Source organism: Pseudomonas sp. LARHCG127, from assembly GCF_052871455.1.
This window is the reverse complement of record NZ_JBIXJT010000002.1, coordinates 50,507-63,086: the sequence shown is the minus strand read 5'-3', so window position 1 is coordinate 63,086 and position 12,580 is coordinate 50,507. Positions and strand designations below refer to the sequence as shown.

Below are 12,580 nucleotides of genomic sequence, written 5' to 3'. Positions count from 1 at the left end.
AGCAGATCTGGATCAACGAGCCTTGAGCTTCTGATCGATGGCATCCATCAACATGCCGCCGATGTCCGTGCCAAAGGCGTTGTCGATCTCGCGAATGCACGTCGGGCTGGTGACGTTGATTTCCGTCAGGTGCTCGCCGATCACGTCCAGGCCCACGAACAGCAGGCCTTTTTCACGCAGGGTCGGGCCGACCTGGGCGGCGATCCAGCGGTCCTTCTCGGTCAGCGGTCGCGCCTCGCCACGGCCACCGGCTGCCAGGTTGCCGCGGGTTTCGCCGGCTGCCGGAATGCGCGCCAGGCAATAGTCCACCGGTTCGCCGTCAATCATCAGGATGCGCTTGTCGCCATCGACGATGGCCGGCAGGTAGCCCTGGATCATGATCTGTTGCTGGCCGTGCAAAGTCAGGGTTTCCAGGATCACCGACAGGTTCGGGTGGCCGGCGGTGTGCCGGAAGATCGAGGAACCGCCCATGCCGTCCAGGGGCTTGAGGATCACGTCGCCGTGATGGTCGGCAAATGCGCGCAACACGTCCGGGCGACGGCTGACGATGGTCGGCGGCGTGCATTGCGGGAACAGCGTGGCGAACAGCTTTTCGTTGCAGTCGCGCAGGCTCTGGGGCTTGTTGACCACCAGCACGCCAGCGTTTTCAGCCTGTTCCAGCAGGTAGGTGGAGTACACGAACTCCATGTCGAACGGCGGATCCTTGCGCATCAGGATCACGTCCAGGTCGCTGAGCAGCGCGTCGCTCTCGGTGCCCAGCTCAAACCACTCCTCGGGGTTGGCGAAGACTTTCAGCGGTTTCATCCGCGCTCGCGCCTGGCCTTCGGCCTGGTAGAGGTCGCGCTGCTCCATGTAGAACAGCTCCCAGCCGCGCTTCTGAGCGGCCAGCAGCATGGCCAGCGAGCTATCCTTTTTATAGGAAATGCTGGCGATAGGGTCCATGACAATGCCGACGCGTACGCTCATGGCTTGGTTCCTCGAAATATGATGGGCACATAATGGCGTGAAAAAGTGGCGTCAGAGTGGCGCCCGGAAGATTGGCGGTCAAGGAAAAACCACCGCGCCGAGCGGCCGATAGATCGGCGATGGAGACTGTGCTAAAAAGGCTGCCATGTGACGTGCGGGCCTTGAACATCAAGGGTTTGCGCTGTCGTTCACACTTACGCGTTAAAAATCGGTCCGCAGTGGCAATGGCAGAGCATCTCACGCAGCAGCAACCCAGCGCCTTGAAGGTCATGGTCATCGACGACTCGAAGACCATCCGCCGCACCGCCGAAACCTTGCTGCGCAACGTGGGCTGCGAGGTGATCACGGCCATCGACGGTTTCGATGCCCTGGCCAAGATCGCCGACCATCATCCGGGCATCATTTTTGTCGACATCATGATGCCGCGCCTCGATGGCTACCAGACCTGTGCCCTGATCAAGAACAACAGCGCGTTCAAGGCCACGCCGGTGATCATGCTGTCGTCCCGGGACGGGTTGTTCGACAAGGCCAAGGGGCGCATCGTCGGTTCCGATCAGTTTTTGACCAAGCCGTTCAGCAAGGAAGAACTGCTGGGGGCGATACAGGCCCATGTCCCGGGCTTTGCCGCTGTCCAGCCGCACCAGGCACATTAATGACACTCGGCCAACGGGCCCGGGGTCAACAAGAAAAATGGGGAACACCATGGCACGAGTTCTGATCGTCGATGATTCGCCGACTGAAATGTACAAACTGACCGGCATGCTGGAAAAGCACGGCCATGAGGTTCTGAAGGCCGAGAACGGCGCCGATGGCGTGGCCCTGGCCCGCCAGGAAAAACCCGATGCGGTGCTGATGGACATCGTCATGCCCGGCCTCAATGGTTTCCAGGCCACGCGCCAGTTGACCAAGGACCCGGACACCGGCCATATCCCCGTGATCATCATCACCACCAAGGATCAGGACACCGACAAGGTCTGGGGGACGCGCCAGGGCGCGAAGGACTACCTGACCAAGCCGGTGGACGAAGAAACCCTGATCGCGACCCTGAACAAAGTATTGGCGGGTTGACGGCGCGGCCATGAGCCAGTCCCTGACGGCCTTCGAACTGCTGCTGCAGATCGACCGGCGTTGCCGGCTGCTGGGGGCGGACCTGCCCTCCCAGCCGACCCACCGCGCCGGTTGGAGCGGCATCGGCTTTCGCCTGGGCGAGCACTGGTACGTGGCGCCGATGGGCGAAGTCAGCGAAGTGCTGCACGAGCCACGTCATACGCCTTTGCCCGGGGTCAAGCCGTGGGTGCGTGGCGTGGCCAACCTGCGTGGGCGCTTGTTGCCGTTGATGGACTTGTGCGGGTTTTTCGGCCACGAACTGTCCACCGTACGCAAGCAGCGGCGCGTGCTGGTGGTGGACCACGACGAGGTGTTCGCCGGGTTGCTGGTGGACGAAGTCCTGGGGCTGCAGCACTTTGCCCAGGACAGCCTGGAACCGACGCTGGTGGACGACCACGACGGCCCGGAAGCGGCCTTCGTCAAGGGCCGGTTCGGCGGCGAGCGAGAGTGGCAGGTGTTCAGCCCGTTTGCCCTGGCGCGGTCGCCGGGGTTCATGGATGTGGCGATTTGACAAGCCGTAGTGCGGCCCCTGTGGGAGCGAGCTTGCTCGCGATAGCAGCGGTACAGCTTGCATCAATGTTGATTGTGCTGGCGCCATCGCGAGCAAGCTCGCTCCCACATTGGGACGGCGGCGGGTTGGGGTCTTGGGCAGGCGAAAATCGATGATCAAAGCAAAAACAGGCAAGCCACTGGAAGCGTCGCGCAGTCGTTCGCAGATCATCGTGCTGTTCGTCGCGCTGATCGTCTTCATCATGCTGCTGTTCGCCAACTTCGCTTACCTCAACACTCAATCCACCTATGACAAACAGTACATCGGCCATGCCGGTGAGCTGCGGGTGCTGTCCCAGCGCATCGCCAAGAACGCCACCGAGGCGGCCGCCGGCAAGCCCGCGGCGTTCAAGCTGCTGAGCGATGCGCGCAATGATTTCGCCCAGCGCTGGGGCTACCTGAAGCAGGGCGATCCGGTGACCGGCCTGCCGCCTGCGCCCGCGACCCTGCGCCCGCAGATGCGCGCCGTGCAGTTGGATTGGGAACGCCTGCTCAAGAACACCGATGCCATCCTCTCCAGCGAGCAGACCGTGCTGTCGCTGCACCAGGTGGCGGCCACCCTGGCCGAAACCGTGCCGCAGTTGCAGGTCGAGTACGAAAAAGTCGTCGAGATCCTGCTGCAACGTGGCGCGCCGGCTGCCCAGGTGGCCATGGCCCAGCGCCAATCGCTGCTGGCCGAACGGATTCTCGGCGCGGTGAATACCGTGCTGGCGGGGGACGAAAATGCCAGCCAGGCGGCTGACACCTTTGGTCGCGACGCAGCGCGTTTTGGCCAGGTGCTCAATGGCATGTTGCAAGGTGATCCGGCCTTGAAGATCTCCCAGGTCCAGGACCGCGATGCCCGGGCACGCCTGAGTGAAATCAGCGAGCTGTTCGAGTTTGTCTCCGGCTCGGTGGATGAAATCCTCGAGACCTCGCCGGAGCTGTTCAAGGTCCGCGAGTCGGCCGGCAACATCTTCAACCTGTCGCAGACCCTGCTCGACGAGGCTTCGCACCTGGCCACGGCCTTCGAAAACCTGGCCGGCGGGCGCTCCGTCAACACCATTGGCGGTTATGTGCTGGGGCTGATGGCGCTGATGTCGATCATCCTGATCGGGCTGGTGATGGTCCGCGAGACCAACCGTCAGCTCCACGAAACCGCGGAAAAGAACGAGCGCAACCAGAACGCGATCATGCGGCTGCTGGATGAAATCGAAGACCTGGCCGACGGCGACCTGACCGTCACGGCCTCGGTCACCGAGGACTTCACCGGCACCATCGCCGACTCCATCAACTACTCGGTGGACCAACTGCGCGACCTGGTTGCGACCATCAACCTCACGGCCGGCCAGGTTGCCGCCGCCGTGCAGGAAACCCAGGCCACGGCGATGCACCTGGCCCAGGCTTCCGAACACCAGGCCCAGCAAATTTCCGAAGCTTCGACTTCAATTAATGAAATGGCCCAATCCATCGACCAAGTGTCAGCCAATGCCGCCGAATCGTCGGCGGTGGCCGAGCGCTCGGTGGAAATCGCCAACAAGGGCAACGAGGTGGTGCACAACACCATTCATGGCATGGACAACATTCGCGAACAGATCCAGGACACCGCCAAGCGCATCAAGCGCCTAGGGGAGTCGTCCCAGGAAATCGGCGACATTGTCAGCCTGATCGACGACATCGCCGACCAGACCAACATCCTCGCCCTCAACGCCGCCATCCAGGCGTCCATGGCCGGCGATGCCGGGCGCGGGTTCGCGGTGGTGGCCGATGAAGTGCAGCGCCTGGCCGAGCGTTCTTCGGCGGCGACCCGGCAAATCGAGACCCTGGTGCGAGCGATCCAGGCCGACACCAACGAAGCGGTGATTTCCATGGAGCAGACCACCACCGAAGTGGTGCGCGGCGCGCGACTGGCCCAGGATGCCGGCGTCGCCCTGGAAGAAATCGAAGGCGTGTCCAAGACCCTGGCGGCGCTGATCCAGAGCATCTCCAACGCGGCGCAGCAACAGACCACCTCGGCGGGGCAGATTTCCTTGACCATGAACGTGATCCAGCAGATCACCACGCAGACTTCGTCGGGCTCCACCGCCACTGCCGAAAGCATCGGCAACCTGGCGAAAATGGCCAGCCAACTGCGCCGTTCGGTGTCGGGGTTTACCTTGCCGGCGACGCCTGTGGCGGATGAGGACAAGGTGTGACTGGCCGGATCTGCATATTGAGAAGGGGCATGTGGCGAGGAAGCTTTTGTGGCGAGGGAGCTTGCTCCCGCTGGGGGCGCAGCCGCCCCAAAGATTTTGTGAGCGCTGCGCACTCAAGCGGGAGCAAGCTCCCTCACCACAGGGTTTTATTTTTGCCCTCGGCATATGACTGTTGATTTGGAGTGGTTATGGGTGATCGGCACGACTACGTGGCCCTGGAATGGGTCAAGGGCGAGATTGCCGAAACGCTGAAGCAGGCTCATCTGGCCCTCAACCGCCTGGTGGACGATCCCCAGGCGGCGGATGCCCTCGGGCAGTGCCTGGCCTGCATTCACCAGGTCCACGGCGGCCTGCAGATGGTCGAGTTCTACGGCGCGGCGCTGCTGGCCGAGGAGATGGAGCAGCTGTGCGCCGCCCTCGAGGACAACCGCGTCACCCATCGCGACGAAGCCATCAGCCTGTTGAGCCAGGCCCTGGGGCAGTTGCCGATCTACCTTGAGCGCGTACAAGGTGCCCGCCGTGACCTGCCGTTGGTGGTACTGCCCTTGATCAACGACCTGCGCAGTGCCCGGGGCGAGAGCCTGCTGTCGGAAACCAGCCTGTTCAGCCCCGAACTGCCCGATATTACGCCGCTTGACGACGAGGCCTTGCAGCGCCTTGAACCCGCCGACCTGCCAAACACCTTGCGCAAATGGCGCCAGACCCTGCAAATGGCCCTGGTGGGCCTGCTGCGCGAACAGGACGACGCGACCCACCTCGGTTACCTGGCCAAGGTCTTCCAGCGCCTGGAAACCTTGTGCGCCGGCGCGCCGCTCAATGCGTTATGGCAGGTGGCCTCGGCGCTGGTCGAAGGCATGCGTGACGGGCGCATCGCCAACAGCCCAGCGCTGCGCAGCCTGTTCAAGGAAGCCGACAAGGAACTCAAGCGCCTGCTGGACCAAGGCATGCCCGGCATCAATCAGCCGGCACCGCCGCACCTGCTCAAGAGCTTGTTGTTCTATATTGCCAAGGCCGAACATCCCAGCGGGCAGATGCAGATCATGAAAGAACGCTACTCACTGGACGACGCGCTGCCCGACAGCGCCATGGTCGACGAAGAACGCGCGCGCCTGGCCGGGCCCGACCGCGATGCCATGCGCTCGGTGCTCGCCGCGCTGTGCGAGGAGTTGGTGCGGGTCAAGGAACGCCTGGACTTGTTCGTACGCAGCGACCGCCAGCACGCCTCGGAACTGGACAGCCTGCTGGCGCCGCTGCGGCAGATCGCCGACACCCTGGCGGTGCTGGGCTTCGGCCAGCCGCGCAAGGTCATCATCGATCAACTGGCGGTGGTCCTGAGCCTTGCCCAAGGCCAGCGCGCGCCGGATGACGCGACCCTCATGGACGTTGCCGGGGCCTTGCTCTACGTCGAGGCGACCCTGGCCGGCATGGTCGGCACCGTCGAGCCCGAGAGCCGCGAAGACACGCACCTGCCCACCACCGACCTGACCCAGATCCACCAGATCGTCATCAAGGAAGCCCACACCTGCCTGCAACAGGCCAAGGACATGATCGTCGACTACATCGACGCGGACTGGAACAGCGAGCAACTTCAGCCCTTGCCGGCACTGCTGACCCAGGTGCGCGGCGCGCTGGCGATGATCCCCCTGGGCCGCGCCGCCAGCCTGGTGGAGGCCTGCAACGCGTTCATCCGCGACCACCTGCTGCTGGAGCAGGCCCAGCCGGGGTGGGAAGAACTCGACCACCTGGCCGACGTGATCACCGGCCTGGAATACTACCTGGAGCGCTTGAGCGAAGACCCGGAAACCCCTGGCGAGCCGTTGCTCGATGGGGTCGAGCGGAGCCTGGCCGCGCTCGGCTATTACCCTGACGAAGCGCGGGTGCCGGTGCTCGATGATGTGTTGAGCCCCAACGAAGCCCAGGTCATGCAGGATTTGCAGGAGCTGGACGACCCGCAGACCGTGCAGTCCTTGGCCGAGGTGCTGGCCAGCCCGGTCTCGGCGGTCAATCCGCCGGCCCGGAGCACCCCGGGCAGCCTGTTGCCGCCACCACTGGACGAAAGCCCGGTGGACGACGAATTGCGCGAGGTCTTCCTCGAGGAAACCGCCGAGGTGCTCGACGTTCTGCGTGAGTACCTGCCGCGCTGGGGCGCGCATCCCGACGATGCTGTTGCCCTGGGCGAACTGCGCCGGGCGTTCCATACCTTGAAAGGCAGCGGCCGGATGGTGCGGGCGCTGGTGCTGGGCGAGCTGGCCTGGGCCGTGGAAAACCTGCTCAACCGGGTGCTGGAGCGCAGCGTCGAGCCGGGGGCGTCGGTCCGTCAGCTGATCGAAGATACCGTGCAATTGTTGCCGGACCTGGTGGCCGAATTCGCCGCCAATCGCCAGCGCCAGCGTGACGACGTCGACCGCCTGGCCGCCCGCGCCCATGGCCTGGCCAAGGGCGGCGATGAAGACGATGACGACGAGCAGGATGTAGCCGCTCTCGATCCGCTGCTGTTGAAGATCTTCGACAACGAAGCCCAGGGCCACCTCGCCAGTCTCAATCGTTTTCTCGACCAGGCGGCCGACCACCTGCCGTTGCAGGCCAGCGATGAATTGCAGCGGGCCTTGCACACCCTCAAGGGCAGTGCGTCCATGGCCGGCGTGCTGCCCATCGCCGAGCTGGCCGGTGCGATGGATGAGCTGGCCCGGGAATACCGGGCGCACCTGATCGCCCTCGACCTGGATGAGGTGGAGTTGCTGCTGGAGGCAGAGGGACTGCTGCGCCTGGGCCTGCGCCGGTTGCACAGCGAACCGCTGACGCCGATCCCCGGCGCCGGGGACCTGATCCAGCGCGCCCAGGCGCTGCTGGCCGAGCGCCTGCACGCCGCCAACAGTGCGCCGGGCAAAGCCCTGAGGACCAAGCGCGACCCACAATTGATCAATAATTTCCTTGCCCAGGGCATGGACATCTTGCTGGACGCCGAGAGCCTCTTGCAGCGCTGGCAGCAGCACCCTGGCGAAGGCCAGGAATTGAGTGCGCTGCTGGATGAACTGACCACCCTCGGCGAAGGCGCGCACCTGGCCGACCTGCACCCGGTGGACGAACTCTGCGAAGCTCTGCTGGACCTCTACGGCGCGGTGGAAGAAAGCAGCCTGGCGGTCAGCGATGAATTTTTCCAGCAAGCGCAGCGCGCCCATGAAGCGCTGATCGACATGCTCGATGAGCTGGCGGCCGGGCAGCACGTGCGTCCGCAACCCGAGCGGGTACAGGCCTTGCGTCGCTTGCTTCAGGAGAGCCTCGACCCTTCGGCCACCGGCCTGATCCGCAGCGACGGCAGCCGCACCTTGAGCATCCGCGAACTGGGCCACGCGACGGCGGAAATGGAACGTGACGCGCCCGCCGAGACCTCGATGGAAGATGACCTCGCGTCGATTTTCCTCGAAGAAGCCCAGGACATTCTCGAAAGCGCCGCCCAGGCCTTGCAACGCTGGTTGGCCGATCCGGACAATGGCGCGCCGTTGTCCTCGCTGCAACGTGACTTGCACACACTCAAGGGTGGCGCGCGGATGGCCGACATCCGGCCGGTGAGCGACCTGGCCCAGGAGCTGGAAAGCCTTTACGAAGGGCTGGTGGACCGGCGCTACAGCTACAGCGAGGAACTGGCGCAGTTGCTCGATAACAGCCACGAACGCCTCGACCTGTTGCTTGGGCAGTTGCAACAGGGCCAGCCGTTGGGCGATCCCGTTGCGCTGATCGACGCCATCCGCAGGTTTCGCCAGGACAAGCCGAACGCCATCGAGACGAGCGCCGCGGCCCAGGCCGACGGCACCGGCCATGATCCCGAGTTGCTGGAAATCTTCCTTGAAGAAGGCTTCGACATCCTCGACAGCTCAGGCGCGGCGCTGCTGCGCTGGCAGGAAGAACCGTCGAACCGCCAGGCCGTGGAAACCCTGCTGCGGGATTTGCACACCCTCAAGGGCGGCGCGCGGATGGTGGAAATCGGCCCCATCGGCGACCTCGCCCACGAGCTGGAAAACCTCTACGAAGGCCTGTCGGCGGGCCTGCTCCAGCCGACCCTGGCGCTGTTTGCCTTGTTGCAAAGCAGCCATGACCGACTGGCGCAGATGCTCGATGCGGTGCGCGCCGGTCACCCGTGCCCACTGGCCGACCGGCTGATCGCGCAGATCCAGGCGGTGAATCATCCCCAGGAAAGCGCGGCGCCACAGGCTGTTTCGGCACCGGAGCCGGTCCCCACCGCTAGCGTAAGTCTTCCCACGGCGCCGGCAAGACCGGACCCTGGCGCAGCGGGCGACGGTGCGGACATGGTCAAGGTCTCTGCCGAACTGCTCGACGACCTGGTGAACCTGGCGGGCGAAACGTCGATTTTCCGTGGGCGCATCGAACAGCAAGTCAACGACGCGCGCGTGGCCCTGGGCGAAATGGAAACCACCATCGAGCGCATGCGCGACCAGTTGCGGCGCCTGGACACCGAGACCCAGGGGCGGATTCTCAGCCGCCAGCAGGTGGAGGTCGAGCGCCTGGGCTACGAAGAATTCGACCCGCTGGAAATGGACCGGCATTCCCAGTTGCAGCAACTGTCCCGGGCGCTGTTCGAGTCCGCGTCGGACTTGCTCGAACTCAAGGAAACCCTGGATCGCAGCAACCACGACGCCGAAGTCCTGCTGCAACAGCAGGGGCGGATCAACACCGAGCTCCAGGAAGGCCTGATGCGCACGCGCATGGTGCCGTTCGAGCGCATGTTGCCGCGGCTCAAGCGCATCGTCCGGCAAGTGGCGCAGGAATTGGGCAAGGACGTTGAATTCGTGGTCGGCAATGCCGACGGTGAGATGGACCGTAATGTCCTGGAACGTATGGCCGCGCCGCTGGAACACATGCTGCGCAACGCCGTCGACCACGGCCTGGAGTCGGCCGACGTGCGCATCGCCGCCGGCAAGCCCGCGCGGGGGCGCATCAGCCTCGACCTGTCCCGGGAAGGCGGCGACATCATTTTCGACATCCGCGACGACGGCGCCGGCGTGCCGCTGGAAGCGGTGCGGCGCAAGGCGATCAAGCGTGGCCTGCTGGCGCCGGACAGCGACATCAGTGACCGCGACGTGCTGCAGTTCATCCTGCAACCGGGATTTTCCACCGCGGAAAAAATCACCCAGATCTCCGGGCGTGGCGTGGGCATGGACGTGGTCCACGAAGAGGTGCGGCAACTGGGTGGCAGCATGACGATTGATTCCACGCCGGGGCAGGGCGTGCACTTCCGCATTCGCCTGCCGTTTACCGTGGCGGTGAACCGGGCGTTGATGGTGCATTGTCACGACGACCAGTACGCGATCCCACTGAACGCCATCGACAGCATGGTCCGGGTGTTGCCGGCCGAACTGGACGGCTATTACCAGCTCGATCCGCCGACCTACACCTACGCCGGGCAACGCTATGAGCTGTGCTATCTCGGCGAGTTGCTGAAAACCGGCGGTCGCCCGAAATTGCTGGGCCAGAGCCAACCCTTGCCGGTGCTGCTGGTGCAATGCAACGAGCGGCACGTCGCCGTGCAGGTGGACGCCATCGCCGGGACCCGGGAGATCGTGGTCAAGAGCCTGGGGCCGCAATTCGCGACGGTGCAGGGCTTGTCCGGGGCGACGATCCTGGGGGATGGCCGGGTGGTGTTGATCCTCGACCTGCTGGCGCCGATCCGCGCCTTGCCCCATCAGGTTCCACGCCGCCCGATGCCGGCCGACGGCGAGGGCGAGCCGCAACGGCCGTTGCTGGTGCTGGTGGTGGATGATTCGGTGACGGTGCGCAAGGTCACCAGCCGCCTGCTGGAACGCCACGGCATGCACGTCCTGACCGCCAAGGACGGCGTGGATGCCATGGCGTTGCTGGGCGAACACGCGCCGGACCTGATGCTGCTGGACATCGAAATGCCGCGCATGGACGGTTTCGAAGTGGCCACCCAAGTGCGCAACGACCCGCGCCTGGCGCACCTGCCGATCATCATGATCACCTCCCGTACCGGCCAGAAACACCGCGACCGCGCCATGGCCATTGGCGTCAACGACTACCTGGGCAAGCCGTACCAGGAGTCGGTGCTGCTCGACAGCATCGCCTACTGGAGCAAAACCCATGCATGAACATCGCACCAGCCACCTCACCGGGTTACTGCTGCCCTTGGCCGACCGACACCTGATCCTGCCCAACGTGGCGGTGGCCGAATTGATCGATTACCAAAGCAGCGCCTTCGATCTGGACACCCCGCCGTGGTTCCTGGGCTGGGTAAGCTGGCGCGAACGGCAAATCCCGCTGCTGAGCTTCGAGTCGGCCTGCGGCCAGAAAACCGTGATGGGCGAGCGTGTGCGCATCGTCGTGCTCAATGCCCTGGGCGGCCGGCCGGAGCTGCGCTTCATCGCGCTACTGGTGCAAGGCATCCCCCGCTCCTGCAAGCTCGACAGCCAGTTGAGCTACGTCGACGTGCCGCTGTGCGGGCTGGAACAGGCGGCGGTGCAAGTGGGGGAACATGTGGCGAAAGTGCCGGATCTGTTGGCGTTGGAAGAGTTGGTGGTTGCAGCGGGGCTGGTCAGCAACTGAACCCCTGTATAAACGCTTCAGGACTTGTAAAGTCCCAATAAGGGACCTATCGTTCCCTTTTTGGGACTACAGACTGCTTCCATGAATCATCTCTCTCTCGGCGATGCTTTGTTCACCGCCACCCAGCAGCGGATCTTGGGTTTGCTATTCGGTAAGCCAGATCAAAGTTTCTACACCAATGAAATTGCCCGCTGGGCTCAAATAGGCAAGGGCAGCCTCATGCGCGAGCTGGAGCGCCTGCAACGATCAGGCGTGCTCACCATGACTCGTCTGGGCAATCAAACCCATTATCAAGCCAACCCCCTCTGTCCGATTTACGCTGAACTGTTGGGTATCGTGCAGAAGACCATCGGCATCGCCGAACCGTTGCGCCAGGCATTGGCGCCGTTTTCAGAACGACTGCGCTGGGCGTTCGTCTATGGCTCCATCGCGAAAGGCCAAGCGAACACATCCAGTGACATAGACCTCATGCTGATCGGCGAAGGCCTGCACTACAGTGAAGTCATGGAGCAGCTCCTGCCTCTGGAAGAACAACTGGGCCGCCCGCTAAACCCAACGCTCTACACCCCCCAGGACTGGCTCGCGAAATTTGCCGCTGGCAACAGTTTCGTGGTGCGTGTAGCGCAACAGGACAAGATCAATTTGCTGGGTGAGAACCCTTTGGAAGCCAAGGATGGGCAAGCAAGAAAACCTGGAAAACCTGTTACGTAGCGGCGGCCTGAAAGCCGAACCACCGGATCGTCAGGAATGTGAGGGCCTGATGCGTTCGGCGACGGATCGCTTGAAGGATGCACAGACAACGTCCCTTTCTTTCGCCAGCCGGTTCGACCTGGCATACAACGCCGCCCATGCCTTGGCGCTCACGGCGCTACGCTTGAATGGTTACCGCTCGGACAAGCGCTATCTGGTCTTCCAATGCCTGACTCACACGGCGGACGTCAGCAAAGTACAGGTTCGGTTATTCGTGTTGTGCCATGAGCGGCGCAACCTTGCCGAGTACGAGGGGTATATGGATGAAGATGATGCGCTGCTTACTCAACTGATTGAGAGCGCTGCGGAACTGCTCAAACGGGTCCGGCAATTGATGGCCAAGACTTGATATCCGTGGCGAGGGAGCTTGCTCCCGCTGGGCCGCGAAGCGGCCCCAAAAGCGACGACTGCTGCGCAGCCGAGCGGGAGCAAGCTCCCTCGCCACAGAAGCTTTGTCC

General features: G+C 63.7%; 9 protein-coding genes. 8 read left to right on the top strand and 1 reads right to left on the bottom strand.

Features of this window, described 5'->3' with window-relative positions; all coding sequences use genetic code 11:
* Positions 1–12: 12 nt before the first annotated feature.
* Positions 13–966 carry a glutathione synthase gene (gshB, locus tag ACIPQ1_RS03660; RefSeq protein WP_411385877.1) on the bottom strand — a complete coding sequence of 318 codons (954 nt, stop codon included), beginning with the start codon at positions 964–966 and terminating at the stop codon, positions 13–15.
* Between the two features lie 224 nt (positions 967–1,190).
* Between gshB and ACIPQ1_RS03655 the strand changes: the two genes are divergently transcribed.
* From ACIPQ1_RS03655 to ACIPQ1_RS03620, 8 genes are all read left to right on the top strand, one after another.
* Positions 1,191–1,619, top strand: coding sequence for a response regulator (locus tag ACIPQ1_RS03655; RefSeq protein WP_092170757.1), 429 nt, complete (start codon positions 1,191–1,193; stop codon positions 1,617–1,619).
* A gap of 49 nt (positions 1,620–1,668) precedes the next feature.
* Entirely contained in the window at positions 1,669–2,034 is a 366-nt protein-coding gene (gene pilH / locus ACIPQ1_RS03650; protein WP_018609535.1) for a twitching motility response regulator PilH, read from the top strand.
* Positions 2,035–2,044: 10 nt separating this feature from the next.
* Positions 2,045–2,584 (top strand): chemotaxis protein CheW, encoded by a 540-nt coding sequence (locus ACIPQ1_RS03645; RefSeq protein ID WP_411385876.1) that lies wholly within the window; start codon positions 2,045–2,047, stop codon positions 2,582–2,584.
* A 151-nt stretch (positions 2,585–2,735) separates the two neighbouring features.
* The gene (locus ACIPQ1_RS03640; protein WP_411385875.1) at positions 2,736–4,796 is read left to right on the top strand and encodes a methyl-accepting chemotaxis protein; all 2,061 of its coding nucleotides are present in this window, start codon (positions 2,736–2,738) and stop codon (positions 4,794–4,796) included.
* 188 nt (positions 4,797–4,984) lie between these two features.
* The gene (locus tag ACIPQ1_RS03635) at positions 4,985–10,918 is read left to right on the top strand and encodes an Hpt domain-containing protein (RefSeq protein ID WP_446533617.1); all 5,934 of its coding nucleotides are present in this window, start codon (positions 4,985–4,987) and stop codon (positions 10,916–10,918) included.
* Positions 10,911–11,372, top strand: coding sequence for a chemotaxis protein CheW (locus tag ACIPQ1_RS03630; protein ID WP_411385873.1), 462 nt, complete (start codon positions 10,911–10,913; stop codon positions 11,370–11,372). Before ACIPQ1_RS03635 ends, ACIPQ1_RS03630 begins: the two co-directional genes overlap by 8 nt.
* 81 nt (positions 11,373–11,453) lie before the next feature.
* Positions 11,454–12,083, top strand: a complete 630-nt coding sequence (locus ACIPQ1_RS03625) for a nucleotidyltransferase domain-containing protein (protein ID WP_053188905.1) — start codon at positions 11,454–11,456, stop codon at positions 12,081–12,083.
* Positions 12,046–12,471, top strand: a complete 426-nt coding sequence (locus tag ACIPQ1_RS03620; RefSeq protein WP_053188902.1) for a hypothetical protein — start codon at positions 12,046–12,048, stop codon at positions 12,469–12,471. Before ACIPQ1_RS03625 ends, ACIPQ1_RS03620 begins: the two co-directional genes overlap by 38 nt.
* Positions 12,472–12,580: the final 109 nt, after the last annotated feature.

Bases quoted from the DNA above. Each gene is read 5' to 3' on its own strand.
- ACIPQ1_RS03625 (WP_053188905.1), top strand. From the start codon at position 11,454: ATGAATCATCTCTCTCTCGGCGATGCTTTGTTCACCGCCACCCAGCAG.
- ACIPQ1_RS03620 (WP_053188902.1), top strand. From the start codon at position 12,046: ATGGGCAAGCAAGAAAACCTGGAAAACCTGTTACGTAGCGGCGGCCTG.
- ACIPQ1_RS03640 (WP_411385875.1), top strand. From the start codon at position 2,736: ATGATCAAAGCAAAAACAGGCAAGCCACTGGAAGCGTCGCGCAGTCGT.
- ACIPQ1_RS03630 (WP_411385873.1), top strand. From the start codon at position 10,911: ATGCATGAACATCGCACCAGCCACCTCACCGGGTTACTGCTGCCCTTG.
- ACIPQ1_RS03635 (WP_446533617.1), top strand. From the start codon at position 4,985: ATGGGTGATCGGCACGACTACGTGGCCCTGGAATGGGTCAAGGGCGAG.
- gshB (WP_411385877.1), bottom strand. From the start codon at position 966: ATGAGCGTACGCGTCGGCATTGTCATGGACCCTATCGCCAGCATTTCC.
- ACIPQ1_RS03655 (WP_092170757.1), top strand. From the start codon at position 1,191: ATGGCAGAGCATCTCACGCAGCAGCAACCCAGCGCCTTGAAGGTCATG.
- pilH (WP_018609535.1), top strand. From the start codon at position 1,669: ATGGCACGAGTTCTGATCGTCGATGATTCGCCGACTGAAATGTACAAA.
- ACIPQ1_RS03645 (WP_411385876.1), top strand. From the start codon at position 2,045: ATGAGCCAGTCCCTGACGGCCTTCGAACTGCTGCTGCAGATCGACCGG.